Origin of the sequence: Paenarthrobacter sp. NEAU-H11 (assembly GCF_050573415.1) — a bacterium.
In the GTDB taxonomy this organism is placed as follows: Bacteria; Actinomycetota; Actinomycetes; order Actinomycetales; family Micrococcaceae; genus Arthrobacter.
The window spans coordinates 19,124-45,895 of record NZ_JBNZGA010000008.1 but is presented as its reverse complement, the minus strand read 5'-3'; the positions used below and the strand labels follow the sequence as shown (position 1 = coordinate 45,895).

The 26,772-nt window shown below is 65.3% G+C and carries 30 protein-coding genes and 1 riboswitch; of the genes, 22 read left to right on the top strand and 8 right to left on the bottom strand.

Going from position 1 to position 26,772, the window contains the following annotated elements; translation table 11 throughout:
* The first annotated feature begins 23 nt into the window (after positions 1–23).
* Positions 24–1,055: a ribonuclease Z gene (locus ACQ3DC_RS11670; RefSeq protein WP_430752364.1), complete on the top strand. Its 1,032-nt coding sequence runs from the start codon at positions 24–26 to the stop codon at positions 1,053–1,055.
* Positions 1,052–2,527 (top strand): protein adenylyltransferase SelO, encoded by a 1,476-nt coding sequence (locus tag ACQ3DC_RS11665; RefSeq protein WP_430752295.1) that lies wholly within the window; start codon positions 1,052–1,054, stop codon positions 2,525–2,527. The genes ACQ3DC_RS11670 and ACQ3DC_RS11665 overlap by 4 nt, the downstream gene beginning before the upstream one ends.
* A 155-nt stretch (positions 2,528–2,682) precedes the next feature.
* On the opposite strand, the gene ACQ3DC_RS11660 is transcribed toward ACQ3DC_RS11665, so the two are convergent.
* A complete protein-coding gene (locus tag ACQ3DC_RS11660) occupies positions 2,683–3,516 on the bottom strand; it encodes a LysM peptidoglycan-binding domain-containing protein (protein WP_430752294.1) in 834 nt (277 codons plus the stop codon).
* Positions 3,517–3,519: 3 nt separating this feature from the next.
* Positions 3,520–3,691, bottom strand: a riboswitch (cyclic di-AMP (ydaO/yuaA leader).
* Positions 3,692–3,959: 268 nt separating this feature from the next.
* Here ACQ3DC_RS11660 and ACQ3DC_RS11655 point away from each other — a divergent pair.
* The 4 genes from ACQ3DC_RS11655 to ACQ3DC_RS11640 are packed head-to-tail and all read left to right on the top strand — an operon-like array spanning position 3,960 to position 6,685.
* A complete protein-coding gene (locus ACQ3DC_RS11655; protein WP_430752293.1) occupies positions 3,960–5,300 on the top strand; it encodes a lytic transglycosylase domain-containing protein in 1,341 nt (446 codons plus the stop codon).
* Between the two features lie 20 nt (positions 5,301–5,320).
* Positions 5,321–5,680 (top strand): TraR/DksA family transcriptional regulator, encoded by a 360-nt coding sequence (locus ACQ3DC_RS11650; RefSeq protein WP_430752292.1) that lies wholly within the window; start codon positions 5,321–5,323, stop codon positions 5,678–5,680.
* Positions 5,677–6,246, top strand: a complete 570-nt coding sequence (locus ACQ3DC_RS11645; protein ID WP_430752363.1) for a DNA alkylation repair protein — start codon at positions 5,677–5,679, stop codon at positions 6,244–6,246. The genes ACQ3DC_RS11650 and ACQ3DC_RS11645 overlap by 4 nt, the downstream gene beginning before the upstream one ends.
* Positions 6,230–6,685, top strand: a complete 456-nt coding sequence (locus ACQ3DC_RS11640) for a DUF1810 domain-containing protein (RefSeq protein ID WP_430752291.1) — start codon at positions 6,230–6,232, stop codon at positions 6,683–6,685. The genes ACQ3DC_RS11645 and ACQ3DC_RS11640 overlap by 17 nt, the downstream gene beginning before the upstream one ends.
* A 74-nt stretch (positions 6,686–6,759) precedes the next feature.
* Here ACQ3DC_RS11640 and ACQ3DC_RS11635 read toward each other — a convergent pair whose 3' ends face one another.
* Positions 6,760–7,266: a metallophosphoesterase family protein gene (locus ACQ3DC_RS11635; protein ID WP_430752290.1), complete on the bottom strand. Its 507-nt coding sequence runs from the start codon at positions 7,264–7,266 to the stop codon at positions 6,760–6,762.
* A gap of 131 nt (positions 7,267–7,397) precedes the next feature.
* On the opposite strand from ACQ3DC_RS11635, the gene ACQ3DC_RS11630 reads away from it, so the two are divergent.
* Positions 7,398–7,595: a DUF1918 domain-containing protein gene (locus ACQ3DC_RS11630; protein ID WP_104999751.1), complete on the top strand. Its 198-nt coding sequence runs from the start codon at positions 7,398–7,400 to the stop codon at positions 7,593–7,595.
* Positions 7,596–7,650: 55 nt separating this feature from the next.
* Entirely contained in the window at positions 7,651–8,154 is a 504-nt protein-coding gene (locus ACQ3DC_RS11625; protein WP_157242038.1) for an NUDIX domain-containing protein, read from the top strand.
* Here the strand turns inward: ACQ3DC_RS11625 and ACQ3DC_RS11620 are convergent.
* Positions 8,151–8,828, bottom strand: a complete 678-nt coding sequence (locus ACQ3DC_RS11620; protein WP_157242039.1) for an endonuclease/exonuclease/phosphatase family protein — start codon at positions 8,826–8,828, stop codon at positions 8,151–8,153. The genes ACQ3DC_RS11625 and ACQ3DC_RS11620 overlap by 4 nt on opposite strands.
* A 186-nt stretch (positions 8,829–9,014) precedes the next feature.
* Between ACQ3DC_RS11620 and ACQ3DC_RS11615 the strand changes: the two genes are divergently transcribed.
* From ACQ3DC_RS11615 to ACQ3DC_RS11605, 3 genes are all read left to right on the top strand, one after another.
* Complete coding sequence (locus ACQ3DC_RS11615; RefSeq protein ID WP_430752289.1) at positions 9,015–9,818, top strand: thioesterase family protein; 804 nt, start codon at positions 9,015–9,017, stop codon at positions 9,816–9,818.
* 126 nt (positions 9,819–9,944) lie between these two features.
* A complete protein-coding gene (locus tag ACQ3DC_RS11610; protein ID WP_157242041.1) occupies positions 9,945–10,487 on the top strand; it encodes a PadR family transcriptional regulator in 543 nt (180 codons plus the stop codon).
* 5 nt (positions 10,488–10,492) lie between these two features.
* Positions 10,493–12,205, top strand: a complete 1,713-nt coding sequence (locus ACQ3DC_RS11605; RefSeq protein WP_430752288.1) for an ABC1 kinase family protein — start codon at positions 10,493–10,495, stop codon at positions 12,203–12,205.
* Positions 12,206–12,216: 11 nt separating this feature from the next.
* Here the strand turns inward: ACQ3DC_RS11605 and ACQ3DC_RS11600 are convergent, their stop codons facing one another.
* Positions 12,217–12,609, bottom strand: coding sequence for a DUF2177 family protein (locus tag ACQ3DC_RS11600; protein WP_157242043.1), 393 nt, complete (start codon positions 12,607–12,609; stop codon positions 12,217–12,219).
* On the opposite strand from ACQ3DC_RS11600, the gene ACQ3DC_RS11595 reads away from it, so the two are divergent.
* Entirely contained in the window at positions 12,602–13,375 is a 774-nt protein-coding gene (locus tag ACQ3DC_RS11595) for a lipoate--protein ligase family protein (RefSeq protein WP_409339679.1), read from the top strand. The two genes, ACQ3DC_RS11600 and ACQ3DC_RS11595, sit on opposite strands and share 8 nt — an antisense overlap.
* Before the next feature lie 21 nt (positions 13,376–13,396).
* On the opposite strand, the gene ACQ3DC_RS11590 is transcribed toward ACQ3DC_RS11595, so the two are convergent.
* Positions 13,397–13,654 (bottom strand): mycoredoxin, encoded by a 258-nt coding sequence (locus ACQ3DC_RS11590; RefSeq protein WP_104998100.1) that lies wholly within the window; start codon positions 13,652–13,654, stop codon positions 13,397–13,399.
* A 139-nt stretch (positions 13,655–13,793) separates the two neighbouring features.
* On the opposite strand from ACQ3DC_RS11590, the gene ACQ3DC_RS11585 reads away from it, so the two are divergent.
* Positions 13,794–14,555: an SOS response-associated peptidase gene (locus ACQ3DC_RS11585; RefSeq protein ID WP_430752287.1), complete on the top strand. Its 762-nt coding sequence runs from the start codon at positions 13,794–13,796 to the stop codon at positions 14,553–14,555.
* Positions 14,556–14,582: 27 nt separating this feature from the next.
* On the opposite strand, the gene ACQ3DC_RS11580 is transcribed toward ACQ3DC_RS11585, so the two are convergent.
* Entirely contained in the window at positions 14,583–15,005 is a 423-nt protein-coding gene (locus ACQ3DC_RS11580; RefSeq protein ID WP_430752286.1) for a VOC family protein, read from the bottom strand.
* Between the two features lie 19 nt (positions 15,006–15,024).
* Between ACQ3DC_RS11580 and ACQ3DC_RS11575 the strand changes: the two genes are divergently transcribed.
* Positions 15,025–15,345, top strand: coding sequence for a chorismate mutase (locus tag ACQ3DC_RS11575; protein WP_157242046.1), 321 nt, complete (start codon positions 15,025–15,027; stop codon positions 15,343–15,345).
* 19 nt (positions 15,346–15,364) lie between these two features.
* Here ACQ3DC_RS11575 and ACQ3DC_RS11570 read toward each other — a convergent pair whose 3' ends face one another.
* Positions 15,365–15,754, bottom strand: a complete 390-nt coding sequence (locus ACQ3DC_RS11570; RefSeq protein ID WP_157242047.1) for a hypothetical protein — start codon at positions 15,752–15,754, stop codon at positions 15,365–15,367.
* A 157-nt stretch (positions 15,755–15,911) separates the two neighbouring features.
* Here ACQ3DC_RS11570 and ACQ3DC_RS11565 point away from each other — a divergent pair, with 157 nt between their 5' ends.
* The 8 genes from ACQ3DC_RS11565 (at position 15,912) to ACQ3DC_RS11530 (ending at position 25,847) form a co-directional block, all read left to right on the top strand.
* Positions 15,912–16,247, top strand: coding sequence for a DUF6504 family protein (locus tag ACQ3DC_RS11565; protein WP_321213645.1), 336 nt, complete (start codon positions 15,912–15,914; stop codon positions 16,245–16,247).
* Positions 16,244–19,732: a DNA polymerase III subunit alpha gene (locus ACQ3DC_RS11560; protein WP_430752285.1), complete on the top strand. Its 3,489-nt coding sequence runs from the start codon at positions 16,244–16,246 to the stop codon at positions 19,730–19,732. Before ACQ3DC_RS11565 ends, ACQ3DC_RS11560 begins: the two co-directional genes overlap by 4 nt.
* Before the next feature lie 116 nt (positions 19,733–19,848).
* Positions 19,849–21,858 (top strand): threonine--tRNA ligase, encoded by a 2,010-nt coding sequence (gene thrS / locus ACQ3DC_RS11555; RefSeq protein WP_430752284.1) that lies wholly within the window; start codon positions 19,849–19,851, stop codon positions 21,856–21,858.
* Between the two features lie 18 nt (positions 21,859–21,876).
* The gene (locus ACQ3DC_RS11550) at positions 21,877–22,464 is read left to right on the top strand and encodes an HIT family protein (RefSeq protein ID WP_321213642.1); all 588 of its coding nucleotides are present in this window, start codon (positions 21,877–21,879) and stop codon (positions 22,462–22,464) included.
* Entirely contained in the window at positions 22,454–23,077 is a 624-nt protein-coding gene (pgsA, locus tag ACQ3DC_RS11545) for a phosphatidylinositol phosphate synthase (RefSeq protein WP_157242049.1), read from the top strand. The genes ACQ3DC_RS11550 and pgsA overlap by 11 nt, the downstream gene beginning before the upstream one ends.
* Positions 23,078–23,220: 143 nt before the next feature.
* Positions 23,221–24,147 carry a pyridoxal 5'-phosphate synthase lyase subunit PdxS gene (pdxS, locus tag ACQ3DC_RS11540; RefSeq protein ID WP_041652076.1) on the top strand — a complete coding sequence of 309 codons (927 nt, stop codon included), beginning with the start codon at positions 23,221–23,223 and terminating at the stop codon, positions 24,145–24,147.
* A 99-nt stretch (positions 24,148–24,246) separates the two neighbouring features.
* Entirely contained in the window at positions 24,247–24,498 is a 252-nt protein-coding gene (locus tag ACQ3DC_RS11535; RefSeq protein WP_430752283.1) for a hypothetical protein, read from the top strand.
* A gap of 143 nt (positions 24,499–24,641) precedes the next feature.
* Positions 24,642–25,847: an MFS transporter gene (locus tag ACQ3DC_RS11530; RefSeq protein WP_430752282.1), complete on the top strand. Its 1,206-nt coding sequence runs from the start codon at positions 24,642–24,644 to the stop codon at positions 25,845–25,847.
* A gap of 49 nt (positions 25,848–25,896) precedes the next feature.
* Here the strand turns inward: ACQ3DC_RS11530 and ACQ3DC_RS11525 are convergent, their stop codons facing one another.
* Complete coding sequence (locus ACQ3DC_RS11525) at positions 25,897–26,469, bottom strand: hypothetical protein (RefSeq protein WP_157242455.1); 573 nt, start codon at positions 26,467–26,469, stop codon at positions 25,897–25,899.
* Positions 26,470–26,772: the final 303 nt, after the last annotated feature.

Sequence of the window (26,772 nt, the reverse complement as noted above, 5' to 3'; positions counted from 1 at the left end):
CCTGCTTTTTGGCACCCACCGCCATGCGCGACCTCACCATCCTCGGTACGGCCTCCCAGGTCCCCACCCGGACCAGGAACCACAATGGCTACCTGCTCCGGTGGGACGGGGAAGGTTTCCTCTTTGACCCGGGCGAGGGAACGCAGCGCCAAATGATCCACGCGGGGATCCCGACGAGCCAGATAACCCGCATTTGCCTCACCCACGTCCACGGAGACCATTGTTTTGGCCTGCCGGGGGTGTTGTCGCGGATGGCCCTGGACGGGGTGGCGCACCCTATCCATCTTCACTACCCGTTATCCGGGGAAGACGTGGTGCGCGCCCTCGTGTCTGTCAGTTCACCGGGAATCGACCTCAGGCTTCGCCCCCACGGCGGAAGCGGGACGGTGGCCGAAGGCCTTGACGTCCGGCCGCTGAAGCACCGCATTGAGACCTACGGCTACCGGCTGGTGGAACCGGACGGCCGCACGCTGCTGCCTGAACGCCTTGCCGCGGCAGGAATATCGGGCCCCGCGATCGGGCGCCTGCAGCATGAAGGCAGCCTTGCGGGCGTCCGCCTCGATGATGTCAGCATTCCGCGGCCCGGCCAGCGCTTCGCTTTCGTAATGGACACGGCGCCCTGCGAGGGCGCCGAGGAGCTGGCCGACGGCGTCGACCTCCTCGTTGCGGAGTCCACCTTCAGCGATGACGACGGCGGGCTGGCGCGCCAGTACCGTCACCTCACCGCCGGGCAGGCAGGGGAACTGGCAGCGGGGGCAGCCGCCCGAACCCTCGTGCTGACGCACTTCTCCTCACGGTACGGCGAGGACGCCGCGCCGCTCGCGGTCCAGGCCAGGGCCCGTGCGGCGGATACTGACGTCATCGCCGCGCAGGACCTGCAACGCGTCCCCATGCCCCGGCGGCGCCGCTGGCCGGGGCATGGCGTCACGGCACCGGAACGGTCCACTGCACCTGAACGGACCGCTCTGCCAGGCCATGCCATTCCTCGAGCCGGGGAGGTCACCGATGAGCTCATCAACGGCCGGACAAGCGACGGCGATAGGGTTAACCCATGACTGCTGCAGCAGAATCAACTGTCGTCTTCGAGGGCCGCTTTGCCCGTGAACTGGCGGAGCTGGCCGTTCCGTGGCAGGCGGAGGAAGCGCCGGAGCCTGAACTCTTGGTCCTTAACGACGCGCTGGCGACCGAGCTGGGGCTGGCACCCGACTACCTGCGGACGCCGGAAGGCGTGCGCCTCCTGCTGGGCAACTACCTCCCCCCGGGTGCGACCCCCGTAGCCCAGGCGTACGCCGGGCACCAGTTCGGTGGCTACTCACCGCTGCTCGGCGACGGCCGCGCGCTGCTGCTGGGCGAAATAGTTGCCGACGGCGGGCGCTTGCGGGATGTGCACCTGAAGGGTTCCGGCCGTACACCTTTCGCCCGCGCGGGCGACGGCCGGGCCGTCATCGGCCCGATGCTGCGGGAGTACCTTGTGAGCGAGGCCATGCACGCCCTGAACATTCCCACCACGCGGGCCCTGGCCGTCGTAGCCACCGGGCGGCCGGTGCGCCGGGACACGATGCTGCCGGGCGCCGTCCTGGCCCGTGTGGCCAGCAGCCACCTCCGCGTGGGCAGCTTCCAATACGCCCGGGCCACGGAGAACATGGACCTGCTGCGCCGGCTGGCGGACCACGCCATCAGCAGGCACTATCCGGCTGCAGCCCGGTCCGAACAGCCCTACCTGGCGCTGTTTGAAGCAGTGGTCGCCGCCCAGGCGGAGCTCGTGGCCAAGTGGATGCTGGTGGGCTTCGTGCACGGGGTCATGAACACGGACAACATGACCATCTCCGGGGAAACCATCGACTACGGGCCCTGCGCATTCATGGACGCGTTTGATCCCGCCGCCGTGTATAGCTCCATCGATGTAGGCGGCCGCTATGCCTACGCGAACCAGCCCGTGGTAGCCGAGTGGAACCTGGCCCGGCTCGCTGAGGCCATGCTGCCGCTCTTCAACGAAGACCAGGAACAGGCTGTCGGCCCCGCGGTGGAGGCCCTAGGCACGTTCCGCGGCCGGTACAGTGATGCCTGGTTCGAGGGCATGAAGGCCAAGCTCGGCGTGCCTGCCGGCCCTGCGGCAGGCCCGGAACGTGACGAAGCCTCGGACCTTGTGGATGGCGTGATCGGCCTGCTGAAGGACGGACCCGTTGACTACACGCAATTCTTCCGGAACCTTGGACAGGCCGCCCGGGGCAACTCCAGGCCTGCCCGCGGCATGGTGCTGGACCTGGGGACTTTCGATGCCTGGGCCGGACGCTGGGCCGCGCTGAAGCCCGACGCCGAACTCATGGACAGCGTGAACCCCGCGTACATCCCCAGGAACCACCTGGTGGAGGAAGCACTGGCCGCTGCCACCGAGGGCGATCTTGACCCGTTTAACCGCCTCCTTGAGGTTGTCCGGTCCCCGTTCCAGGAGCGTCCGGGGCTGGAACGCTACACGGAAGGACCGCCGGAGGACTTCGGCAAATACCGGACCTTCTGCGGCACCTAGCCCTTTGCGGGACCAGGGAAAGCGTGGAAGACCCGCGGCGCAATGAGGCAGGGAACGTGAGACGGAACAGGGGCGGCAGCCGGTAAATCCGGCTGCCGCCCCTGTCTGCTGGATGGGCCTGCCCCGCTGCGAGCGGACTGCCCCGTCGCCGTTGGTTACGCTACGCGGACGAAGGAAGCGCCGCTCAGCCAGCTGATGGAGTGGACTTCGGTGCTGTAACCGTTCACGCCGCCGCTGACAACCTGGCCGTCGCCGGCGTAAACGCCCACGTGGCCGGCCGTGATCACGAGGTCACCGGGAGCGGGGGAACCCACAACAGTGCCGTACTGGAAGAACTGGGTGGGAGCCAGGTCGCCGACGCTCAGGCCAACGGAACGCAGGGCGTTCTCCACCATCGCGGTGCAGTCCTGGCCGACGCCCACCTGGCTGTAAGCCGAGGCGAGAATTGCTGCTCCGGTGCCCGTGCCGGTGCTGGCAGAGGCATAGGACAGGTTCATCCCCGTGTTCGCCGGTGCCGTGGCAGCGGCGGTCTGGACGGGTGCCGGGGCGGGTGCGGCGGCCGGAGCTGCCGGGGCGTAGCCTGCACCCGGGATCTGGATCTGGTCGCCGGGGTAGATAACCGCGGAGATTGAAAGCCCGTTGGCTGCCAGGACATCGCTCAGGGCAACGCCGTAGGCGGACGAGATGGCGCCCAGCGTGTCGCCGGATACAACCGTATGGACGGTTCCGGCCGCGGCGGCGGGGGCTGCAACTGCTGCTGCCGGGGCGGCGGAGGCCTGGATGTTAGTGGTCTCAGTGGTGTCCGGACCTGTCACACCGGCGTGCGCCGGGGCTCCGACGCCGAAGGCAATGCCGGATGCGGCTGCGACGGCGAGCGCCGGACGGCCCAGGGTCCTGGCTTGGGACTTGGCCGAAACAGCCAGTCCTTCCAGGATGATGGAGCGGGCCGGAGTTGCGCGGTGACGGGCGGTGGTGGAAATTTTTGACACAGTTGATCGCCTCTCCCATGCCTGCGGGGTGAGCTGTCGGGTTCGGGCTGGAGATACCCGGCCGGGAGCAACTCCGAAAGGAACGGAGGTGCCAGCGACTTAACCCCAAGGCCTCTTGAGAGGCCGTGGAAACTTGGTTCCCCCGTCCCTGCCAGCTGGATAGCGATGGTTCCCGGTTCAGCGGCAGGGCTCGGCAAGCTGAGGGGAATGTCCCGTCTGGGAGGGACACCTTAAGACCATAACCCGCCCCGGCGCCGATTGTCACGTTTGGGTAACATGCGAGGTTCTCCTCTCGGTTTATGCAAACGAATCGACTCTGGGTCGCGGGCACTGCGCGCACGCTCAGGCTTTCACCGTGGAAAGTCGATGGCTTGTCTCTGCTGTATAACGATGCAGGCCCCTCATCCTTGAAGTGAAGGTTGAAGCCGGTAAGCTTCCGAACTATGTCCCGTTCCGTTCTAAATGCCCGGCACCGCCTGCCCGGAATACTGCTGGCCGCCGCCCTCGCCGGCAGCGTTTGGCTGACTCCGGCCGGCGCGGCCGAGGGCGTTCCGCCTGGTGGCTACCCCTCGTGGGAGGACGTGGAGCGGGCCAAGCTGACCGAGGCCGGCACGGAAAAAGAGATCGGTATGATCGCAGGCCTGTTGGACGGGCTGCAGGCGCAGTCGGAGGCCTTGGGCAACGCGGCGGTGGCGTCAGCCGCTGAGTCTGCAGCGGCTGATGCCGCGTTGGCAGCATCCACTGCCCGAGTGGAGTCGCTGGCGGAACAGGCCGGGACCGCCAAAGCCGAACTCATCCGCCACAGGAAGGACATCGGAGCCCTGGCCGCCCAGTCCTACAAAACGGGCGGTACGAACATGGGGTTCTTCGTGGCCCTTGATGCGATCGGGAACAACAATGTCCACGGGCTCAACGTGGTGCATCTGGTGGGCGGCAAAACGGCGGGCCTTGTGGACAAGGCAGCCGCCGCGGGGAAAGTCACGGCTTCACTGGCCGATCAGGAGAAAGCCGCCCGGGCCGAGCGTGAACGGCTGTCCGGCGAGGCGGCGGAAAAGCTTGCGGCGGCCCGATCGGCCCAGGAAGCCATGGCACGCCAGCTTACGGAAGAACAGCAGCGCAACCGGGAGCTGACCGAGCAGTTGGCGTCCCTGAAGGGCACGACGGCGGCGGTTGAGGGTGAATTCCGGCGTGGACAGGCGGCTCTGGCCGCTTATGAAGCAGCGCAGGAGGCGAAAAGGGCCGCGGCCGGAGAAGAGGCACGACGACGGGCTGCCGCAGCCGCCGCGGCGGCAAAGGCGCAGCCATCTGCTGCTCCCGCCCCCGTGCGTCCGGCTCCTGCCGATCCGGCACCTGAAAATCCTCCGGCCGGCAACCCTGCGCCGGCGGATCCTGCTCCGCCTGTCCCCGCTCCGGCGCCTGCCGCGCCGCCCAGCCCGCCCGCCGTCGTAATTCCCTCTGCTCCTGCGGGTGCGGTCAACGATCCTGCCGGTGCCAAAAGCTACGCCTCGGGCAGGCTGGGGGCCTATGGCTGGGGATCGGACCAGTTCCTCTGCCTTGCCCGGCTTTGGACCAAGGAATCGAACTGGCTGACAACGGCCACCAACCCGTACTCCGGTGCCTACGGCATCCCGCAGGCGCTGCCGCCGGGCAAGTATTCCAGCGCCGGCAGCGATTGGCTGACCAATTACCGGACACAGATCGAGTGGGGCCTTGGCTATATCCGCGAGCGGTACGGTTCCCCCTGCTCGGCCTGGAACCACTCCGTGGCCAGGAATTGGTACTGACACCGCGCTAGGCTTTTCCCATGCCTGATTTCGAAAGATTCCGCGTCCTCCTCGAGGAGGAGCGGAAGCGGAAGGTGGCACTGCTCCCGGCGCTCCGCGCCGACATTGCCTCGGCAAACTCTGCGCGCCAGGATTCGAACGTCGACGACGAACACGATCCCGAGGGTTCCACCATTGCCTTCGAGCTGTCCCAGGCAGCTGCCCTGCTGCAGCAAAGCACCGCCGGCCTTGACCAGGTGGAGGCCGCCCTGGCCCGGATCGCTGCCGGCACGTACGGCATCTGTGCGGTTTGTGGAGAACCTATCGCGGAGGGAAGGCTGGAGGCCAGGCCGTGGACACCGTTCTGCATCCGGCACGCAGCCGCGGGACGTGGCCGATGAACGGCGGGACCGACTGTGTGGCGGCCGCCGCGGCGTTCATCGACCGCACCCTGCAGAATGAAGGCGCCTGGTACCGGGCGGACGACGTCGAGTCCCGGCTGGGCGGGGTGCTGTCCTCCTACGGCTCTTCGGTGGGCGCCGTCCGGGGAACGGTCCGGGACGCCCTGCGGAAGTTCAAGGAGCTGGACCACGATGCCGTGCTCCAGCTGGCGTCCGGGCTGTGGGGCCAGCCGAAACCTGGCAGCAGGCCGGTTTTTGAGCGGCGCCTGGCCGCCGTGGTGCTCCTGCAGTCAAGGGCCGGCCTCCTGCTGCACTCCGACCTGACCCGGATCGAGGGCTTCCTTCGTTCCGCGGAAAGCCCCGAGTTGGTGGACCCCCTGCTGTCCGACGTAGTGTTGCCGCTATTGGCTGGACTGGCAGGATGCGACCGGCAGCGCGCAGGTGTGGTCCTTGCCAGGTGGAGCCAGGACCCGGACGGGCGGCTGCGCAGGGCTGCGGCCTGCATTGGGCAGCAGTCCGGCACTGAGGCCCCCCACAAAGGAGACAGCTATGAACGATCCCTATGACCTGAAACGCTTCGTGTCAGCCCAGGACAGCGGCGCAGGCGAGGGCGGGACCTTCGGGCAGGCCTTGGCTGAGCTTCAGCTCGGCAACAAGGCCGGCCACTGGATGTGGTTCATCTTTCCGCAGCTCGCCGGCCTTGGGCAAAGCCCTACCTCGCGGAAATACGCCATCACTTCGCTGGCCGAAGCCCGGGCGTACCTGGACCACGAGGTCCTGGGCCCGCGGCTCCTGGAGTGCGCCCTGGCGCTCACCAACCACGCCGGGCGCACTGCCGAGGAAATCCTGGGCGGCATCGATGCCAGGAAGCTGCACTCGTCCATGACCCTGTTCCTCCGCGCCGCGCCCGGCGAAACAGTGTTCAAGACCGTCCTTGCCCAGTTCTTTGACGGCCAGCCGGACGAGGCCACCGACGCCCTGCTCGCGGAGCAGGACCAGGACTGAAAAGCCAAGCACGTCTACTGTTCCGGCGCAAGCAGTACGCGGCCCCTGTCGACCCCGTCCCTTCCCGCCTCCCGTCAGCCGCGGGAAACCTCCACCAGGCGGACGTCGGCCAGCCGGCCGGCGTCCACGACGGCGGTCATGTAAGTGCAGGCCGGCTGCCGGCGGCGGTCGGTGGGTGAACCCGGGTTCAGCAGGCGCAGGCCGCGCGGGGTGGTGGTGTCCCACGGGATGTGGCTATGCCCGAAGACCAGGACGTCCGCCTCCGGGTACAGCGCTTCGCAGCGTGCCTCACGTCCCTTTGCCTGGCCGGTTTCGTGGACCATCGCAAAGTTGACTCCCTCGAGCGTGGCCGTGGCAACTTCCGGCAACCGCCGGCGCAGCTGCGGCCCGTCATTGTTTCCGAAGACGCCCAGCAGCGAGCGGCTCCGCTGTTCAAACTCCGCCAAGAGGGACGCCTCAACCCAGTCGCCGGCGTGCAACACCATGTCGGCGCTTTCGACGGCGGACCACAGCTGTGCGGGGAGCGCCCGGGCGCGCTTCGGGACATGGGTATCGGCAACCAGCACAAGATGCAGCGGCATGGTCAAAATCCTGCCATGGCGCGGCTCTTTCCCCACCTCGCCGCCATGCACTCCATTTCCCTCCGCACTTTCTCCTTCGCCCTTTCCCCGCCGGGTAGGCAGTCGTACTCTTGGGCTGGGAGGTGATTGCCATGGAGGCAACGCAAGGCGACCGCATCATCGTCCATGGAAGGACCGTTGGGGCCACAGACCGGCACGGGGTGATCCTGGAGGTGCGGGGCCAGGGCGGGACGCCGCCCTACCTCGTCCGCTTTGATGACGGACACGAAACCATCATGTACCCCGGCGGTGATTTCGCCGTCGAACGCGGCCACGCGAACCAGGCCTGACTGACATCCGGCACGGCAGGTGCACCCCGTCCACGGCACCTGTCAGACTGGAACGATGGATCACTTTTCGGTTTCCACTGCGTCCTCAGCCCCGCCCGTCCGCACCGGTCCCCGGGACCCGGGCGACGCCTGGGTCGAAGGGGACCGCGGCCGCTACTGGGGGCGGTTCGGTGCAGCCGGAGTGCTGGCGTACGATCCGGACAAAGGCGTGCTGCTGCAGCACCGGGCTGTCTGGAGCCACAACGGGGGGACGTGGGGCCTGCCCGGAGGGGCGCTCCATCATGGCGAGGAGCCCGTCACAGGCGCGCTCCGGGAAGCCTTCGAGGAAGCTGCCGTACCCGCCGGCAATGTCGACCTTCTCTTCACGTCCTTCTTTGACGTGGGTTATTGGTCGTACACCACGGTGGTGGTGCTGGTCAGGGAGCCCTTTGATCCCGTGATCAGTGATCCCGAAAGCCTCGAACTGCGGTGGGTGCCGGTGGCCGATGTGGACTGCCTCGAACTGCACCCGGGCTTCGGGGCATCGTGGCCCGGCCTGCGTGAACGGCTGGGGGCCTAGTAGTCCGGACCGTATTCGGCGGTGACCAGGATCGGGAGGTGGTCCGAGTTCCCGCGTGGAAGCGTTTCGACGCTTTCGATGTCGAGGCCCAGTGACGTTGCAAAATCGAAGTGGCCCTTGAATACCTTGTACCGGGTGTAGGTGCGCCTGTTGCTGAGCGACAAGGCATAGCCGGAGTTCTTCATGTGCAGGTCCAGGTTCTTCGTGAAGAACGGATAGTTGAAGTCGCCCACCATCAGGGTCATCAGGCCTTTGCCCATGCTGAGCAGCTCGGCATGGGCGGCGTGGATCTGCTTCCGCCGCAGCGAGTTCGAAGCCGTGAGGGGCGCGGCGTGGAAGGAGCCGATGACCAGCTCGTGCTGCGTCTCGTTGTCCATCACCCGGGTGCCGATCAGCCGCTCATGGGCCGGGGCCAGGACCCGGTCATGCATTGACTTCTTGAGCGCGAAGGACTGGGTGTCCAGGGCAGTGAAGCGGCTCATCCGGTAATAGATGGCCAGCCCCAGCCGGTTGCCCTTGGTGGCATCCGCCAGGTGCAGCGGCCCCAGCGTCTCGGGGAGGTCGCTGGAATCCACCTCCTGGAGGCAGAGCGCATCAATGTCATGGTTCCGCGCCAGGGCGAGGAGTTCACCGCTCGCCTTGTGTTTGCGGAGGTTGTAGCTGATGACACGCATGGAACACCTCTTCCGAGGGTTGCTGACAGGACCAGTTTCCGAGTCTAGTCGGATCAATCCTGTCCGGCTCCAACATTTCGCCGCGTCCGGCCAAGTCTCCCTCGGCAGACCGCCTCTGCTGCCCGTCCGGGAGGACGGCGGATAGAGTTAAGGCCAATTCACTGAGTATCACCGGAGGGGCGCGCTTTGACCGCAGATTTGCCTGAACTGGCCGCAGGAAGCTTCTACTACCTGGACCTGGGCGGGGGAAGATTCCGTTCCACCATCCATGCCCAGGGCGCCTGGAACGTGCACGAGCAGCACATGGCGCCCGCGTCAGGCCTGATGGCGGACAGCCTGGAACGGCATGAGCCGCGGGCGGACATGCGGATGGCGCGGATCAGCTACGAGATCCTGGGGCTCATCCCGGGCGGCGCCTTCCATATCGAAACCACCACCCTCCGGCCGGGGAAGACCATCGAACTCCTCCAGGCGGAACTGGTGGCCGGCGGGCGGACTGCCATTCGCGCCACCGCCTGGCGGCTGGTCACCAGCGATACCACCGAAGTGGCCGCCATCGAGGACAGCCCGATTCCCGGACCGGAGGACTGCAAGCCGTACGATGGCGCATCCGTCTGGCCGGGCGGCTACATCCGCTCCCTTGAAATGAGGGTGGCGGAAGGGCACCGGCCGGGCGCCGGAAAGGTCTGGCTCCGGACAGACCACCCCTTGACGGACCGTGGCGACAGCGGCGACCTTGCCCGGCTCATGGGGCTGGTGGACACCGCCAACGGTATTGCGGCCCGGGTCCCCCCGGGCAAGGACAGTTATGCCTTCCCCAACCTGGACCTCCAGATCCACATGTACCGCCGCCCCGAGGGGGAATGGCTGGGCCTGGACAATGCTGTGTCGTTCGGCGGAGACGGGATTGGCCTGACATCCACCGTGCTGCACGACCTCCAGGGTCCGTTCGGGCGTGCCGAGCAGATTCTCACCATCCGCAGAACCTGACATTGCGCGCGGCTTCGGCCGCAGAGGCCGAAGCCGCGCGCTCATGAAATCTCCCCTGCCCCTAGCTCCGAGCCTGTGTCGTTGAGTATCGTTGTATATCGTTCAGGATTCACAAGGGAGAACATCATGCGTGGTTCATATCAATCCGGCGGATTCGGCGGGACCAACATCGATGGCATGTGGCAGGCCGTCGAGGAACTGCGTTCCCGGTTCGAAAAGCGCGCAGGAACCCGCGCCGGCAAAGGCGAGGTCCGCGCCGCCGTGCTGGCCCTCCTGGCGGAGCGGCCCATGCACGGCTACCAGATCATCCGCGAAATCGAGGAGCGCAGCAACGGCAGCTGGAAGCCAAGCGCCGGCTCGGTCTACCCCACGCTGCAGCTGCTCGCGGACGAGGGCACCATCCGCGCGGAAGAGTCCAACAGCCGCAAGATCTATTCGCTGACAGAGGCCGGCCGTGAGGAAGTGGCCAACGACCATGCCGCGGCGGCCCCCTGGGAATCAGCGGGTTCCCAGGCCGGCGGGTTTACGGCCCTGCCCAAGGCCGGTGTGGAATTGGCCCAGGCTGCAGCCCAGGTTGGCCGCACGGGTTCACCGGAGCAGGTGCGGCAGGCCGTGGCAGTGCTCGATGAGGCGCGGCGCCGGATCTATTCGATCCTCGCCCAGGACTGACGCGGGTGGCGTTCGTCCGCCGGGACCGCCCCGCCCGGGTGCCCGGCGCCGGAGGCACCCGCGCCCGCTACCGCCGCATCCTTCGCTTTGCCGCGTGGAACCTGGCTGTGACGTGGTGGTTTGAGCTCTTCCTCCCGCGGATCGGACTTGCCCGCATCGCCGGGCGGACACGTTCGAAGAGAATGCAGGGCTTCGCCCGGAACTTCCACCTGATGGCAGTGGAACTGGGCGGCCTGATGATCAAGGTGGGGCAGTTCCTGTCCTCCAGGCTCGACGTCCTTCCGCCCGAGATCACCAGGGAGCTTGAGGGGCTGCAGGACGAAGTCCCTCCGGTTCCGTTTCCCGCGATCCGCGCCCTTGCGGAGAAGGAACTGGGCGCCCGGCTTGAGCAGGTGTTCGCCTTCGTCGAGGAGATGCCGGTCGCGGCCGCCTCGCTGGGCCAGGCGCACCGTGCCCGCCTCCTGCCCGCCGATGCCGCCGACACCGGGCTCAGCAACGTGGTCCTGAAGGTGCAGCGTCCGGGCATCGACGGGATTGTCGACGTCGACCTGGCGGCCCTGCGCAAGGTGGGAGGGTGGCTCAGCCGCATCCGCCTGGTTTCCAGCCGTGCGGATGTCCCGGCGCTGGTCGAGGAGTTCGCGCAGACGAGTTTCGAGGAGATCGACTACCTGCATGAGGCGGCAAATGCCGAGCGCTTCGAGGCCGCGTTTGCAGCTGATGACAGGGTCGGCGTGCCCCGCGTCGCGTGGGAGCGGACCACCCGGCGCGTCCTTACCCTTGAAGATGTCACGGCCATCAAGATCACGGAGGCCGGAGCCCTTCGCGCCGCCGGCATCGATCCGGCCGAAGTGGCCCCGGTGTTCGCGTCCGTTATGTTCGACCAGTTGTTCACCACCGGCTTCTTCCACGCGGACCCGCACCCGGGCAACATCTTCGTCACTCCTGTTCCCGCCGGCTCGGGGGGACATCCGTGGAAACTGACGTTCATCGACTTCGGCATGATGGGCGAGGTCACCGACTCCACGCGCAGCGGGCTGAGGAAGCTGCTGATTGCGGCCGCCGCGCGTGACGGCAAGGGGCTGGTGGCGGCGATCAACGACGTCGGCGTGCTGGCGCCGTCGGCGGACATCATGGAGCTGGAAAGGGCCATGACGCACCTCTTCGCCCGCTTCGGCGGGATGGGGTTTGCCGAGCTTCGTGAAGTGGATCCCAAGGAGTTCCGCGATTTCGGCGTGGAATTCGGTGACGTTATCCGCTCTTTGCCGTTCCAGTTCCCGGAGAACTTCCTGCTGATCATCCGGGCGATGTCACTGACGTCCGGTGTCTGCAGCTCGCTTGATGAACGCTTCAACCTGTGGGACTCGGTGGAACCGTATGCGGCCCGGCTGTTGCGGGACGAGCGCGGCAACCTCGTACAGGACGTGGTCCAGCAGGCCCTCGACGCCGCGGCGATCGCCCTGCGCCTGCCCAAACGCCTGGAAGCACTGGCCGGCCGCCTCGAGGAGGGGTCGCTTGCGGTGGCTAATCCCCGCATTGAGCGGCAGCTCGCCCGGCTGGACCGCAGGGCCCGGCGGTCGGCGTCGGCCCTTGTTTTTGCGGCCCTGCTCATTGCCGGCGCCGTGGTGCGGGCAGACGACCTTGTCCTGGGCAGCGTCCTCATGGCCGGGTCCGTGGTCCCGCTGCTGCACGGGCTGTGGGCGGGCCGCCGCGGTCCGTGACCGCCTCAGCGTCAGGCGCGTCCCTGGAATACAAGCCAGCCGGCAACCGTGGACAGCCCCGTGAGTACGGCGCCCCACAGCATGTCCACCACGATCAGCTGCAGCGGCCACACCTTCAGGGTGGCGGCATTGGTGAGGTCGTAGGTGGCGTAGGCGAAGGCGCCCAATGCCGCGCCGTAACCCAGGGCAGTGAGCCAGCTGCCGCCGTCGAGGGCAGGCCGGAGGGCGAAAAACACAATCCCGGCGATGTAAATGACATAGAAGGCGACGGCGTAACCTAGGTGTGGTTTATCCGCCAGCAGCTCGCCGATGTGGCTGCGGTAAAAGGGATTCATCAGCTTGAGCCAGACGGCGTCAATCGCCGCGAAGGCGGCGGCGACCACCAGGAACTGCAATATGACCATAGGGGAGCATAGCAACATGTACGACGACGGCCCGGGGCCCCGCACACTAACCGTTGTGCGGCAGGAAAAGTCGCTGGGCGCGGGCCGTGACCTGGAGCTCGGCCTGGAACTCCTGGCACGGGTGAAGAAGGGGGACATTGGCCCCACACTCCGGCTTTACCGGCCTGCGCCCACCGTGGCCTTCGGCCAGCGTGACACCCGGTTGCCGGGCTTTGAGGCGGCTGCCCGGGCGTGCAGGGCCAACGGCTTCGAGCCCCTGGTCCGCCGGGCAGGGGGGCGGGCGGCCGCCTACCACGAGGGGACCCTGGTGGTGGACCACCTTCAACCGGACGCCGACGCCATCGCAGGCTCCAAAACCAGGTTCGGTTACTTTGGGGAGCTGTTTGCCGAGGTACTGCGCAGCGTCGGCGTTCAGGCGGCCGTGGGCGAGATTCCGGGCGAATACTGCCCCGGCGAGTTCAGCGTGCACGGAACCGACCCGGCTGACGGCGGCCACCAGGTGAAGCTGGTGGGCACGGCGCAACGCGTAGTGGCCGGCGGCTGGCTCTTCAGTTCCGTCATTGTGGTGGAAAACTCTGCGCCCATCCGCAAGGTGCTGACCGACAGCTATGCCGCCCTGGGGCTGGACTGGAACCCCGCCACGGCAGGTGCGGTCGAAGACCTGGTCCCTGGCGTGGACGTTGCCGCGGTGGAAAATGCCTTGCTTGCCGCCTACGCGGGCCATGCCGTCCTGAAGGCCGCTTCCTTCAGCAGCCTGGGGGCATGACCCGCGCGATGGCGTTAGCGCCTAGGCTGCGAGGCGGGTCTTGACCTCGGCTGCGGACGGATTCGTGGCCGCGGTGCCGTCCGGGAAGAGGACGGTGGGTACCGTGCGGTTGCCCCCGTTAAGCTGCTCCACGAGTTCGGCAGTGCCTTCCACTTCCTCGATGTTGATCTCGGTGTAGCCGATGCCCTGGGCATCCAGCTGCTTCTTCAGCCGGTTGCAGTAGCCGCACCAGGTAGTGGAAAACATGGTGATGGTGCCGGAGTCGGGAGTGAAGTCCACGGAGCTCTCCTCTGTGTCGTTGATGGTTTCGTTCCTGACAACGGTAACGCGGCGGTGCCTATTCCCGGCCAACAGAGGCCGCGGGCCGTTCATATGTCCTTCGGATGACACCATCTGGCGCCGGTGGCATGCTGGAGCCATGTGTGGACGCTATGTCATGGCCCGTGCCGTGGGGGACCTCTTGGCCGAGTTCGACGCCGAACTGGAGGACGAGGTGACCATTCCTCCGTCGTGGAATGTCGCCCCGACGGACGACGTTCCCATCGTCCTTGAACGCCTGGTGGATGACGGGCCGGCTGCCAGGCAGGTGCGCCAGCTCCATGTTGCCCGGTGGGGGCTGGTCCCGTCCTGGGCCAAGGACCCGGGCATCGGCTCGCGGATGATCAACGCACGCAGTGAGTCCGTGCTTGAGAAGCCGGCGTTCCGCAAGGCCGCCAGGTCGCGCCGCTGCGCGGTCCCGGCAGATGGATACTACGAATGGAAGCAGGGGCCGGGAAAGTCGAAGCAGCCGTACTATGTCCATCCGGACGGGGGTAAGGGCCTGGTCTTCGCAGGGCTCTATGAGTGGTGGAAGGATCCCGCGTGGCCGGCGGGGGAGCCGGGCGGCTGGATGCTCTCCACGGCCATCCTGACCACTGACACCCCGCCGCCCGGCAGCGAGTCAACGGTGTTTGGAAAACTGACGGCCTTGCATGACCGCGTGCCGCTGCCGATGGACAAAGCCACGATGCGGGCGTGGCTCGACCCAGCCGCGGACGACGCCGCCGGCCTGGTGGACCTGGTGCGGGCGGGGGTCAAGGACGTGGCGGCGGACTGGCGCGTGGACTCTGTGGGAAAAGAAGTCGGCAACGTCCGGAACAACGGGCCGGAACTCATCCGGCCCGTGGAGGCTCTCTTCTAGCAGTCCGTCGCGGACCCGCGGCAAGCGCTATACGGTGACCGCGCCGTCGTCGTCCACTCTCCAGGCGGGGTTGTAGGCAACCTCCCACCGGAAGCCGTCCGGATCGGCGAAGTATCCGCTGTACCCGCCCCACGGCTGGGTGATGGGCTCCGCGATGATGGCAGCCCCCGCCGCGGCCGCTTCCTCCATGACCCGGTCCACGTCCTCAGTGGACGGAAGGTTGTGGCTAAGCGTGATGCAGGGAACCGGACCGGGCGGACTGACGCTGGCGTCAGCCTGCATCTGGCGCACGTCCCACAGGGACAGCACCAAACCGTGGTTCACCTGGATGAACACAACATCACCCTCAAGTTCACGGTGGACCGGCCAGCCAAGGCCGTCCACATAGAACGCGCGGGAGGCGGAAACGCTGCGGACACCTAGTGAGATGAAGTCGACTCTGGGCTGCATGCTTCGATACTGTCAGACGATGGCGACAATTCAAGGAAATGATCGAGATGCTTTGGCCGACAAGGAACAGCTCGCTGCGGTCCGCATTGCTGTCGACGAGGTGGATGAGCAGATTGTCACCCTCATCGCCCGCCGGGAACGGCTGATCCGGATTGCCGGAACCCTCAAGGGTGATGACGCCGAGGTCCGTGCGCCCGGGCGCGTGGAACGGATCATTGAGCATGTCCGCTCGGCAGCCGAGAAAAAAGACATCGACCCGGACATTGTGGAGTCCACGTACCGGGCAATGATCTCCGGCTTCATCGAACTGGAAATGCGGGTCCACAAAGGGAACAGCTGAACTGCCCGCAAGCCCTTGTTTAGAGGTGTTCCTCCACGGGGACGCCGTGCTGGAATTCCCTGCCCTCGGCCTCGCTGAAGGCTGACATGACATGCCCCTTGCCAAGGCCGTTCAAGGCCGCCAGGGGAAAGCTGCCCGTAATGGTGCTGTCGGAGTGGGTCACACCGGACAGGTCGTAGTCTTCTTCGACTCCCTGTTCACGGTTGAATGAATAAAAGGCAATCGCCTCCCCGTTCATGAACTCAATGCATAGCCGCCGTTGTGTTGAATAGTCCGGAGTAGCCCCTACCAGACCTACCACGTAAGCACCGGACGCCGGGATGGTGCCGTCTATATTGAACGTGGCCACCACGGTGGAGTCCTGGGTTGAGATGCTTGCCTGCTTAAGAAGTGCGTCTTGGGTGCTCATGGCACCATCCTGCTCCCTGTCGATCGGTCCGTCCACCCTTGCGCGCCATTCTCCTTAGTCCTTCCTCTGAACCTTCTTTGCGCACGTTCAGGGCAGGGGTAGACTGGGCTTATTCGAACAAGTATTCGAATAAGCCAGATGAGATCCGGGAGGCGCCATGGGCATGTTCAGCCAATCCGTGGACGTCGAGTGCACCGCCGACGGCGAACCGCAGCGCCTGCTGTGGGCAGGACGTTCCTATGCTGTTTGTGCTGAACCGGTGCGCTGGTACGAACGCCGGCAATGGTGGGCGGAAGAAAGCCGCGCTCCGCTTGGCAGCGGCCGCGGACTGGTGGACCACGAAATCTGGCGGGTCCAGGTGCGGCCTGACCACCCTGTCCGTGGAGTCCAGGGGCCGGAAGAAACCCTGACGCTTGACCTCACCAGGCATATCCAAAGCGGCCGCTGGCGGCTGCTGCGCATCCATGACGCACTCCGGCCCAGGACAGCATGAGCTTCACCCATCTTCACGTCTCCACTGCCTTCAGTGCGCACTACGGCGTCTCCTGGCCAGAGGAACTGGCGCAGGCCGCCGCCGCTGACGGTGCAACGGCCCTTGCCTGCACTGACCGTGACGGCATGTACGGAACCATCAAACACCTCAAGGCATGCATGGGAGCGGGTATCGATCCCATTGTGGGTGTTGACCTTGCGGTATTTGACGACGACGGCGATCACCGCACCCAGCTTGCCGGCAGGGTGGTGGTGCTGGCCCGGGGCAACAACAACGGGGCGGGCTACCGCGCGCTCTGCAGGCTGATATCAGATGCCCATGCCCGCACCTCCGGGAAATCCGGGGGAACAGTTCCAGCCGCCGTGACCAGGGCCGAACTTGCCTCCCGAACCCTCGATCCCCAAACCCTGAAACCGGTGCTGACTGTCCTGGTCGGGCCTGATTCCGACGTCGGCCGCGCCATGGGCGGGCGGCGCTACCTTCGTCCGCGCACCCTCTTCAAGCAATGGTTGGACGCCATGCCCGCAGGCACTTTGGTTGCCGAGATAGTTTCCCAGCTCAGCGCACCCGGAAAGCCCTTGAGTACCGCCCATGCTGTCCGCATGCTCAAGCTGGCAGAAGAGCATCATGTTCCTGCAATCCTGACAAACGCCGTAAGGTACTGCGCTGCAGACGGAGCGCCCACCGCAGATGTGCTCGACTCAGCCCGCACCCTGAAATCCCTGCCGCAACTCGCGGAAGAGCCCCTGCTGCAGCCAACAGGCCAAGGCTGGCTTAAATCCTCCGCGGAGATGCTCCGCCTGGGCAAGGAGATCATTTCTGCGGCAGGCTATGGTGCAGCGGACCTCAAGCAGCTGATGGCGCAGACCGAGGCGCTGGCGGACCTCTGCAGGATTGATCCGGTCACGGACATGGGGTGGAAGCAGCCCGTAGTGCCGGAAGCTTCAGTCATCGGGATCAGCCAGGATCCGCACCTTGAACTGGTCCAGCGGTGCCAGGCTGGAATCACCAGGCGCTTCCCGGGAATTACCGGCACTGCCGGACAAAGGATGCGCTCCCGGCTCGATCACGAACTGGGCATCATCCGCAACCTCGGCTTCTCCTCCTATTTCCTGACAGTTGCCGAGGTCTCCCGCATGATCCAGGAAATGGGAGTGCGGGCAGCAGCCCGTGGATCCGGCGCCTCAAGCCTGGTCAATTACCTGATCGACGTCAGCCAGGTGAACCCCCTGCAGCATGACCTCATTTTCGAACGCTTCCTGTCGCAGGACCGGGCAACCCTTCCGGATATTGACATAGACGTTGAAAGCGCGGAGCGGCACAACGTCTACCACCGGATTTTTGAGCGCTTTGGTGCTGAGCGGGTCACCCTGATGAGCATGCAGAATGGCTACCGGGCCAGGGGCGCAGTGCGGGACGCCGGCATGGCGCTGGGCATGGACGGCGACGAAGTGGGGGAGATTGCCAAGCAGTTGTGGCGCTTTTCTGCCCGCAATTTCCGTGAAGCGCTGCAGGAAAAACCTGAGCTCCGGGAGTTCGCCGGCCGGGTGGAACAGCGGGACCTGGATGGAAACCAGCAGCTTGACCTGCTGGTGGACCTGACGGAACGCCTTGACAGGCTGCCCCGGCATATTTCCATGCATCCCTGCGGCGTGATCCTTGGCGACGCAACCCTGCTGGACCGCACTCCTGTGCAGCCCAGCGGACTTGGCCTCCCCATGAGCCAGTTCGATAAGCACGACATGGATCCCATGGGAATGCTCAAGCTTGATGTACTTGGGGTCCGGATGCAGAGCGCCATGGCTTTTGCCGTGCGGGAAGTCATCCGCATCCACCCCTCCAAGGAAGAAGTGGTGGCAGCAGGAAAGCATTCACCTGGTCCGGACGGGACCGGTCCCGACTACATTGCCGACAACGGGCGCATCGACCTCAATGCCGTCCCGCTGGACGATGAAGCCACCTTTGAACTGATCAGGAGCACCCACACCCTGGGCTGCTTCCAGATTGAATCGCCCGGGCAGCGTGAGCTCATTGGCAAGATGGCGCCCCGGGAATTCAACGACCTCATCATCGATATTTCACTGTTCCGCCCCGGCCCCATGAAATCGGACATGGTCCGGCCCTTCCTTGAGCACAGGCACGGATTCGCCCCCGAGGTGTACCCCCATCCGGACCTGAAACCGGTGCTCGCGGAGACCCACGGCGTCACCGTTTTCCACGAACAGATCCTGAAGACCTTCGACGTCATGACAGGCTGCGGACTGGCACGTGCGGACGAGTTCCGCCGTGCCCTGGGCAACGAGGTCCTTGAGTTGGGCGTGGAGGAGTTCTTCCGCAAAGCGGCCCGGGAAAGGGGCTACGCGCCCGTTGTGGTGGACAACGTCTGGGGGACCTTGAAAGCCTTCGGAAGCTTCGGATTCTGCAAAGCGCATGGTGCTGCCTTTGCAGTCCCCACCTACCAGTCGGCCTGGCTGAAGGCGCACCATCCCGAAGCATTCCTTGCCGGGCTGTGGGAGCACGATCCCGGGATGTACCCCAAAAGGCTGCTGGTAGCGGAAGCACGGCGCCTGGGCATCCCGATCCTCCCGTTGGACATCAACCGCAGCAAGGCAGAATACCGGGTGGAACGGGTAGAGCAAGGCCCGGATGCAGGAAAGCTGGGAATCAGGCTAAGCCTGAACGGCATTTACGGATTGTCCGCAACAGAACTTAAGCGGATCGTTGCCGGTCAGCCCTTTGACTCACTCGCAGACCTGAGGGCACGGTCCAGGGTCAGCAAGCCCAGCATCAAGCGGCTGGCCCAGCTGGGCGCTTTTGATTCCCTTCACCGGGAGGCAGGCGGCAACGCAAACCGTGCGGACCTTGTCCAACACCTGCAAAAACTCCAAGGTGCCGGCAGCGGACGGAAAGGTGTGGAGGTTATCGAGGGTCAGCTCTCCCTGCCTTTGGGGGATGTTGAACTGCGCAACGTCAAGCCCGGGCTGCCGGCGCCTACCCTGGTGGAAACTGTGCGGGCCGAACTCGACCTGATGGCTGTTGATGTCAGCAGCCACCTGATGGACAGCCACCGGCCGATGCTCAACAGGCTGGGAGTCACCACGGCGGACAAGCTCCTCGGCCTGCGGAACGGGACGGAAGTATTGGTGGCCGGGGTTCGCGTGGCAACCCAGACGCCGCCCATGCGGGGCGGCCGGCGGGTAGTTTTCATCAGCATCGACGACGGCACCGGCTGCATCGATTCGGTCTTCTTCCATGAAGCCCAGGAAAAGGCAGGAATGCTCCTCTTTGGAACCCGGCTGCTCCTGATCCGTGGCACCACCAGGCGGACCGGCCCGCGGGGAATCAGCCTGAGCGCGAGCATGGCCTGGGACCTGAGCCGCGCCGAAACCTTGCCGTTCCAGGAGTCCCAGGCGCAGGAACCGGAGGCCCGGCACCCCCTGGACGGAATCACCCGGACCCTCGCCATCACGGGATTCGGCGGCTGATCCTCGGGTGCGCCGCGTTGGTCGGGCCTGAGCTGAACCGATAGCATTGACGATGGCTGGCTGTGGTCCCCGTATGCCACAAGCTATGAAGCCTTAACTTTGAATAGGAGACACCCGTGTCAGATGCCCAGCAGATCACCCTTCTCGTCGATGGCGAAGAGACCAAGGTGACTACCGGGACAACCGGTGCGGAACTCTTCTTTGAGCGCCGTGATGTTGTTGTTGCCCGCGTCAACGGCGAGCTTAAGGACCTGGACCAGGAACTGCCTGAAGGCGCCGACGTCGAGGGCGTCACCATCGAGTCCCCGGACGGGCTGAACGTCCTCCGCCACTCCACCGCCCACGTCATGGCGCAGGCCGTCCAGCAGCTGCGCCCGGACGCCAAACTGGGCATCGGCCCGTACATCACCGACGGCTTCTACTTCGACTTCGATGTTGCCGAACCGTTCACTCCCGAGGACCTCAAGACCCTCGAAAAGATGATGCAGAAGATCATCAACCAGAACCAGAAGTTCGTCCGCCGTGTGGTCAATGAGGACGAGGCCCGCGAAGCCATGAAGGACGAGCCTTACAAGCTTGAACTCCTGGGCAAGAAGAACGAAGCCGCAGAGGCCGGCGAAGGCGTCAACGTCGAGGTCGGTGCCGGCGACATCACCATCTACGACAACGTGGAGCGCAAGGACGGGACCACCGTCTGGTGCGACCTTTGCCGTGGGCCGCACCTGCCCAACACAAAGCTGATCTCCAATGCCTTCGCCCTCACCCGTTCGTCCTCCGCCTACTGGCTGGGTAACCAGAAGAACCAGCAGCTGCAGCGGATCTACGGCACTGCGTGGCCTACCAAGGATGCCCTCAAGGCCTACCAGGAGCGCATCGCCGAGGCCGAACGCCGCGACCACCGCAAGCTTGGCTCTGAGCTGGACCTGTTCTCCTTCCCGGACGAACTCGGCTCGGGCCTTCCCGTCTTCCACCCCAAGGGCGGCATCATCCGCAAGGAGATGGAGGACTACTCCCGGCAGCGCCATGTTGAGGCCGGCTATGAGTTCGTGTACACGCCGCACATCACCAAGGGCCACCTGTACGAGGTCTCGGGCCACCTGGACTGGTACAAGGACGGCATGTTCCCGGCCATGCACGTGGACGCCGAACTCAATGAAGACGGCACAGTCCGCAAGCCCGGCCAGGATTACTACCTCAAGCCGATGAACTGCCCCATGCACAACCTGGTCTTCCGGGCCCGCGGACGCTCCTACCGTGAGCTGCCCCTGCGGCTGTTCGAATTCGGGTCGGTGTACCGGTACGAGAAGTCCGGCGTGGTGCACGGCCTGACCCGGGTCCGCGGCATGACACAGGACGACGCCCACATCTACTGCACCCGCGAGCAGATGAAGGATGAGCTCACCAAGACCCTGACGTTCGTGCTGGACCTGCTCAAGGACTACGGCCTGAACGACTTCTACCTGGAGCTCTCCACCAAGGATCCCGAGAAGTTCGTCGGCGACGACGCCGCCTGGGACGAAGCTACCCGGACCCTGGCCGAAGTGGCCGAGGAATCGGGCCTGGAACTTGTCGCTGATCCGGGCGGGGCCGCGTTCTACGGCCCCAAGATTTCCGTGCAGGCGAAGGACGCCCTGGGCCGGACCTGGCAGATGTCCACCATCCAGCTGGACTTCAACCTGCCGGAACGGTTCGAACTGGAGTTCCAGGCGGCAGACGGCACCCGCCAGCGCCCCGTCATGATCCACCGCGCACTGTTCGGATCGATTGAGCGGTTCATGGGAGTGCTCACCGAGCATTACGCCGGCGCCTTCCCCGCCTGGCTTGCCCCGGTGCAGGTGGTGGGCATCCCGGTGGCGGAAACGTTCAACGAGTACATGTTCGACGTCGTCGACCAGCTTAAGGCCGCAGGCATCCGTGCCGAGGTGGACACCTCCTCGGACCGGTTCCCGAAGAAGATCCGCACCGCCAGTAAGGACAAGATCCCGTTCGTGCTGATCGCCGGCGGGGATGACGCCGAGGCAGGCGCAGTGTCGTTCCGCTTCCGGGACGGAAGCCAGGACAACGGCGTGCCCGTGGCAGAGGCAGTCAAGCGGATCACGGAAGCCGTCCGTAACCGGACCAGCTAGCGGAAACGGAACAGCACGGTGCAGGAGAACACAGGCGCAGGGTATCCAGGCGATGCCGGCGTTACCGACGACTTTGACCTCGCCGGTGTCCCGGACGCCTTCCAGCGCCTGTGGACTCCGCACCGCATGGCCTACATCAAAGGCGGGCAGCACCAGTTCAAGAATGAGAACGACTGCCCCTTCTGCGTTGGCCCCGGACGGACTGACGAGGAAGCCCTTATCGTCCACCGTGGAAAGACCTGCTACGTGGTGCTGAACCTCTTTCCCTACAACCCCGGCCATCTCCTGGTGTGCCCGTACCGTCACATTCCCGACTACACAGACCTGACTCTCGACGAGACCGCCGAGTTCGCGGAACTCACCCAGACCGCCATGAAGGTCCTGCGGAAAGTGGCCAACCCGGGGGGCTTCAACCTGGGCATGAACCAGGGCGTCGTGGGCGGTGCCGGAATCGCGGCGCACCTCCACCAGCACATCGTTCCCCGCTGGGGCGGTGACGGGAATTTCTTCCCGATCATCGCCCAGACCAAGGCCATTACGCAGACCCTCGACGAGGTCCGCCAGCAGGTGGCCGACGCCTGGCCCGGGGAGACGGATGCTGAATAGGCATGCCCGCGGTTTCTTCACCGCCCTGTTCACCCCGCTTGCCCGCTGGCTCCTCAAGATCGGTGTTTCGCCGGATGCGGTAACGGTCGTCGGCACGGCCGGTGTCGTGGTGGGTGCCCTGGTCTTTTATCCGCTCGGCCAGCTTTGGTGGGGAACCCTGTTCATCACCGCGTTCATCTTCTCCGATGTCCTGGACGGCATCATGGCCAGGATGCGGGAGGTGGGCAGCCGGTGGGGCAACTTCCTTGACTCCACGCTTGACCGGATCGCCGACGGCGCCCTGTTCGCCGGCCTGGCCGTGTGGTTCTTCACCGGCGGGGCGAACGTTCCCATCGCCGTGGCAGCCATGGTCTGCCTGGTCCTTGGCATGGTGGTTTCCTATGCCAGGGCAAAGGCCGAGTCGCTGGGGTTCACGGCCAACACCGGGATCGCGGAGCGGGCCGAGCGCCTCGTCTCAGTGCTGGTGGTTACCGGCTTCACGGGCCTTGGACTTCCGGAACTGGTGCTGCTGGTGACGCTCCTGCTGCTGGCCGTGGCCAGCTTCATCACAGTGGTCCAGCGCGTGCTTTCCGTCCGCCGCCAGTCCCTCGCCGAGCCGTCGCCTGCTGATTAACACGAATTAAGCCTGCTGGCCGCGGTGAGACTAGTATTAGGACTGCCCGGTCAATGGATCCGGCAACCCGGTGCGTGTACATCGGCATCTCCGTGCCGCCCTGCACCCCGGCGAAGGTCATCTATCTACCCATAGGGGTTTTTGTGTCTACACCTGATGTAAGCAGCGAAGCCGGTTCGTCCGCGAACAGCGTCACGGGCAGCAACCGCGTGAAGCGCGGTATGGCTGAGATGCTCAAGGGCGGCGTCATCATGGACGTCGTCAACGTCGAACAGGCCCGCATCGCCGAGGACGCCGGTGCCGTTGCTGTGATGGCGCTGGAACGCGTTCCGGCCGATATCCGGGCCCAGGGCGGCGTGTCCCGCATGTCGGATCCGGACATGATCGACCAGATCATCGATGCCGTGTCCATCCCGGTCATGGCCAAGGCCCGGATCGGCCACTTCGTGGAGGCCCAGGTCCTGCAGTCCCTGGGCGTGGACTACATCGACGAGTCCGAGGTCCTGACCCCGGCCGACTATGTCAACCACATCGACAAGTGGAACTTCAAGGTTCCCTTCGTTTGCGGCGCCACCAACCTCGGTGAGGCACTGCGCCGCATCAACGAGGGTGCGGCCATGATCCGTTCCAAGGGCGAGGCCGGCACCGGCGACGTCTCGAACGCCACCGGCCACATGCGCCAGATCCGTTCCGAGATCGCCAAGCTTGCGGCCCTGCCCGAGGACGAGCTGTACGTTGCGGCGAAGGAACTGCAGGCACCGTACGAACTGGTCAAGGAAGTTGCCGCCGCCGGCAAGCTTCCGGTGGTGCTGTTCACCGCCGGCGGCATCGCCACCCCCGCTGACGCGGCCATGATGATGCAGCTCGGCGCTGACGGCGTGTTCGTCGGCTCGGGCATCTTCAAGTCCGGCAACCCGGCCCAGCGCGCCGCCGCCGTCGTGAAGGCCACCACCTTCTTCGATGACCCCGACGTCATCGCCAAGGCCTCCCGCGGCCTCGGCGAAGCCATGGTGGGCATCAACGTCGACGAGATCCCCCAGCCCCACCGCCTCGCCGAACGCGGCTGGTAACACGGGAGTTCCCCACAACACGTTGACCGGAAGCCTGCTCGTGTCCAGAACAAGGTTCGGCACCAAGACCGCGGCTTTCGGCATCAATTAGGAGCACTAATGGCAATTGAAACCGCGTCACTCGAACTGCCCCCTCAATCCCTGGTGAGACCTCACTGGCGATCAGTCTCACGGGACGCGCTGGCGGAGGGCCAAGATGTGCGGGTTACAGACGGCGGAGGGTACGTGACGTACGGAACGATAGACTGCGCCACACCCGATGGATCACTTGTCTGGATAGTGCTCAAGGATCTTGGTGAACGCCGAATTTTCCATGGGAACGATGGTGTCACACTGGAAATCAGCGCCTAGCAGCGCAGGAATGTTCGCGGCACTCACTCACCCTTGGATAACCACTCCAGCTGCTTGGGGATCCCTTGCTCACTACCGGCAAGGCTGGAATCGGCTGGGCGCCTCGTGCGCTCCTAATCTCCTGAACGGTGGAAGAACGTATCATGCCCGTTGTCACCCGGAACGCCCCGGATCGCACTGTCAGGTTTGGCCTGGCCTTCATCGGGGTACTGCTCATCGCGGTTAACCTTCGGGTGTCCTTTGTCAGTGTGGGATCGGTACTCGCGAACATCAGCAGTGATCTTGAGTTTTCAAGCGCCGCAGCAGGGTTCCTCACAGGCCTTCCGCTCTTTGCTTTCGCAGTCTTCTCACCTGTGGCGCCCGGCTTCGCTTCCCGTCTGGGTCTCGACCGGGCGCTGTGGATGTCCCTGCTGATCCTTGCCTTGGGCATCGTGCTTCGCTCCTTACCGGTGCCCGGCTTCATCTGGGCGGGCACCGCACTGATCGGCATGGCTATCGCGTTTCTCAATGTTTTGGTGCCTTCCCTCGTGAAGCGGGACTTTCCGACGAGGGTCAGCCAGGTCACCGGAAGCTACACCGCCACACAGGCGGCCTTCGCCGCGATCGGGGCCGCCGTCGTCGTTCCCGTGGCAGAAACATCCCCGGGGGGCTGGCGGCTTGCCCTCGGAATCTGGGTGGGACTTGCCCTTATCGCCATGGCCGTGCTCCTGCCGTGGCTGCGCCGGCACAGGGCAGGCACCGCACACGTCATCACGCCAGACGCCTCGTACCTGTCGCCCTGGGTTTCGGCCTTGGGCTGGCAGGTGACGATCTTCATGGGGCTGCAATCGATCGCCTTCTACGTCCTGATGGCATGGTTGCCCACTATCGAGCAAGGCCAAGGGGTCCCCGCGACTACTGCGGGCATCCATCTGTCCGTTTTCCTGCTCATCAGCGTGTTCGCGAGCCTTGCCGCAGGGGGAATCCTTCACCGGGGTTCGGACCAACGGCTCGTATCCTTTACGAGCGGCGCGCTTATGTTCGTGACGTTTCTCGGGCTGGCCCTTGCGCCGGACCTCATACTGCTGTGGATCTTTCTCGGGGCAATCGGGTGCGGGAGCCTCATTGTCATCGCTCTGTCCCTGTTTAGCCTCCGGACCGTGAATTACCCGCAGGCCGCATCCCTGTCCGGCATGGCGCAATCTGTCGGGTACGGCCTCGGTGCGGTGGGGCCGGTAATGTTCGGCGGTCTTCGCGACGTAAGCGGAGACTGGACGCTTGCGCTCCTCGTCACCGCGGGCATCATGGCAGTGCTTACCGTGACGGGCGTTTTTGCCGGGCGTGATCGGGTGATCAGCGCTTCAAATTGACATGGGGTCGCTACTGGCACGAGACGCAGCGACGGGATGGCGGAGCGGCCTATGCCGAGAAGCCCGGCGCGTGCATGAAACAGCCTGACAACCTGGAGTCCGGTCGACGCTGGTGCGAGTATGCATGGTGGAGCAGTTGCTGTGCCCGCCCGATGCGTGACCACTTGGGTGCCTGGTCGGTTTGGGCGAACAGGATCAGCTCCATCGGTTCGTCCAGGCCGGGAAAGTCTGCGTTGAGCCGGTCGCGGATTCCCTGGAATTGCAGGCTGGCGAGAAGTGCGGGGCAGTCTTCATCGCTCGGGAAGGTTCTGGAATCGAGCACGTCTGCCCAGTGGTGCCGGCCTTGCCGGAGCGTCGCATCAGCTGGCTGGGATGCGATGGTTTCCACGGGGTGTTCGACGGCGGCCGCTTTGGCTGCTTCCTGACGGGTGGTCGGGAGCGTGATGCGGTCGGTGGGTTCGAGGAAGCTGCCGCGGCAGAAGAATTCGGCGTTGATCGCGCTGGTTTGGGTGGAGCCGACGGGCAGGGCGGCTGGTGCCGGGTTCGCCGTCGTAGGGGAGAAGGTTTCGTCTCCGACGATAGTGACGCCCTGTGCGGCGAGCACTCCGGTGAGCGCCGCCATGGTGCCGGCATGAGGTAGGCCTGTCCGCGGACGGCGGTTTCGCTGGTGTGGATGGTGGAAGGCGGATGGAGGTGGCGGTGGTGTCACTGGTGAGGTAGAGGGCGACGGTGCGCGCGTAGGGGAGTTCCTGGCCGGGTTGACGCCGGCGCGGTAGCGCCCTGGTTGCGCGGAGGACGCGCCCGGCGATTATGGGGGCATATCAGAATGACAAGCAGCGATGGAACTTCTGCTCATTCATCGGGGCATTGAGATCAGGCAGCATGACTGCGGGGGTGAATTATCACGCGTCAAGCATCCTGGCGG

Coding starts and splice junctions, on each gene's coding strand:
- ACQ3DC_RS11570 (WP_157242047.1), bottom strand. CDS start 15,754: ATGAGCACCCAAGACGCACTTCTTAAGCAGGCAAGCATCTCAACCCAG.
- ACQ3DC_RS11635 (WP_430752290.1), bottom strand. CDS start 7,266: ATGCCGCTGCATCTTGTGCTGGTTGCCGATACCCATGTCCCGAAGCGC.
- ACQ3DC_RS11655 (WP_430752293.1), top strand. CDS start 3,960: ATGTCCCGTTCCGTTCTAAATGCCCGGCACCGCCTGCCCGGAATACTG.
- ACQ3DC_RS11630 (WP_104999751.1), top strand. CDS start 7,398: ATGGAGGCAACGCAAGGCGACCGCATCATCGTCCATGGAAGGACCGTT.
- ACQ3DC_RS11535 (WP_430752283.1), top strand. CDS start 24,247: ATGGCAATTGAAACCGCGTCACTCGAACTGCCCCCTCAATCCCTGGTG.
- ACQ3DC_RS11575 (WP_157242046.1), top strand. CDS start 15,025: ATGGCGACAATTCAAGGAAATGATCGAGATGCTTTGGCCGACAAGGAA.
- ACQ3DC_RS11595 (WP_409339679.1), top strand. CDS start 12,602: ATGACCATAGGGGAGCATAGCAACATGTACGACGACGGCCCGGGGCCC.
- ACQ3DC_RS11610 (WP_157242041.1), top strand. CDS start 9,945: ATGCGTGGTTCATATCAATCCGGCGGATTCGGCGGGACCAACATCGAT.
- ACQ3DC_RS11650 (WP_430752292.1), top strand. CDS start 5,321: ATGCCTGATTTCGAAAGATTCCGCGTCCTCCTCGAGGAGGAGCGGAAG.
- ACQ3DC_RS11565 (WP_321213645.1), top strand. CDS start 15,912: ATGGGCATGTTCAGCCAATCCGTGGACGTCGAGTGCACCGCCGACGGC.
- pgsA (WP_157242049.1), top strand. CDS start 22,454: ATGCTGAATAGGCATGCCCGCGGTTTCTTCACCGCCCTGTTCACCCCG.
- ACQ3DC_RS11585 (WP_430752287.1), top strand. CDS start 13,794: ATGTGTGGACGCTATGTCATGGCCCGTGCCGTGGGGGACCTCTTGGCC.
- ACQ3DC_RS11525 (WP_157242455.1), bottom strand. CDS start 26,469: ATGGCGGCGCTCACCGGAGTGCTCGCCGCACAGGGCGTCACTATCGTC.
- ACQ3DC_RS11600 (WP_157242043.1), bottom strand. CDS start 12,609: ATGGTCATATTGCAGTTCCTGGTGGTCGCCGCCGCCTTCGCGGCGATT.
- ACQ3DC_RS11530 (WP_430752282.1), top strand. CDS start 24,642: ATGCCCGTTGTCACCCGGAACGCCCCGGATCGCACTGTCAGGTTTGGC.
- ACQ3DC_RS11625 (WP_157242038.1), top strand. CDS start 7,651: ATGGATCACTTTTCGGTTTCCACTGCGTCCTCAGCCCCGCCCGTCCGC.
- ACQ3DC_RS11560 (WP_430752285.1), top strand. CDS start 16,244: ATGAGCTTCACCCATCTTCACGTCTCCACTGCCTTCAGTGCGCACTAC.
- ACQ3DC_RS11665 (WP_430752295.1), top strand. CDS start 1,052: ATGACTGCTGCAGCAGAATCAACTGTCGTCTTCGAGGGCCGCTTTGCC.
- ACQ3DC_RS11670 (WP_430752364.1), top strand. CDS start 24: ATGCGCGACCTCACCATCCTCGGTACGGCCTCCCAGGTCCCCACCCGG.
- ACQ3DC_RS11645 (WP_430752363.1), top strand. CDS start 5,677: ATGAACGGCGGGACCGACTGTGTGGCGGCCGCCGCGGCGTTCATCGAC.
- ACQ3DC_RS11620 (WP_157242039.1), bottom strand. CDS start 8,828: ATGCGTGTCATCAGCTACAACCTCCGCAAACACAAGGCGAGCGGTGAA.
- ACQ3DC_RS11580 (WP_430752286.1), bottom strand. CDS start 15,005: ATGCAGCCCAGAGTCGACTTCATCTCACTAGGTGTCCGCAGCGTTTCC.
- ACQ3DC_RS11640 (WP_430752291.1), top strand. CDS start 6,230: ATGAACGATCCCTATGACCTGAAACGCTTCGTGTCAGCCCAGGACAGC.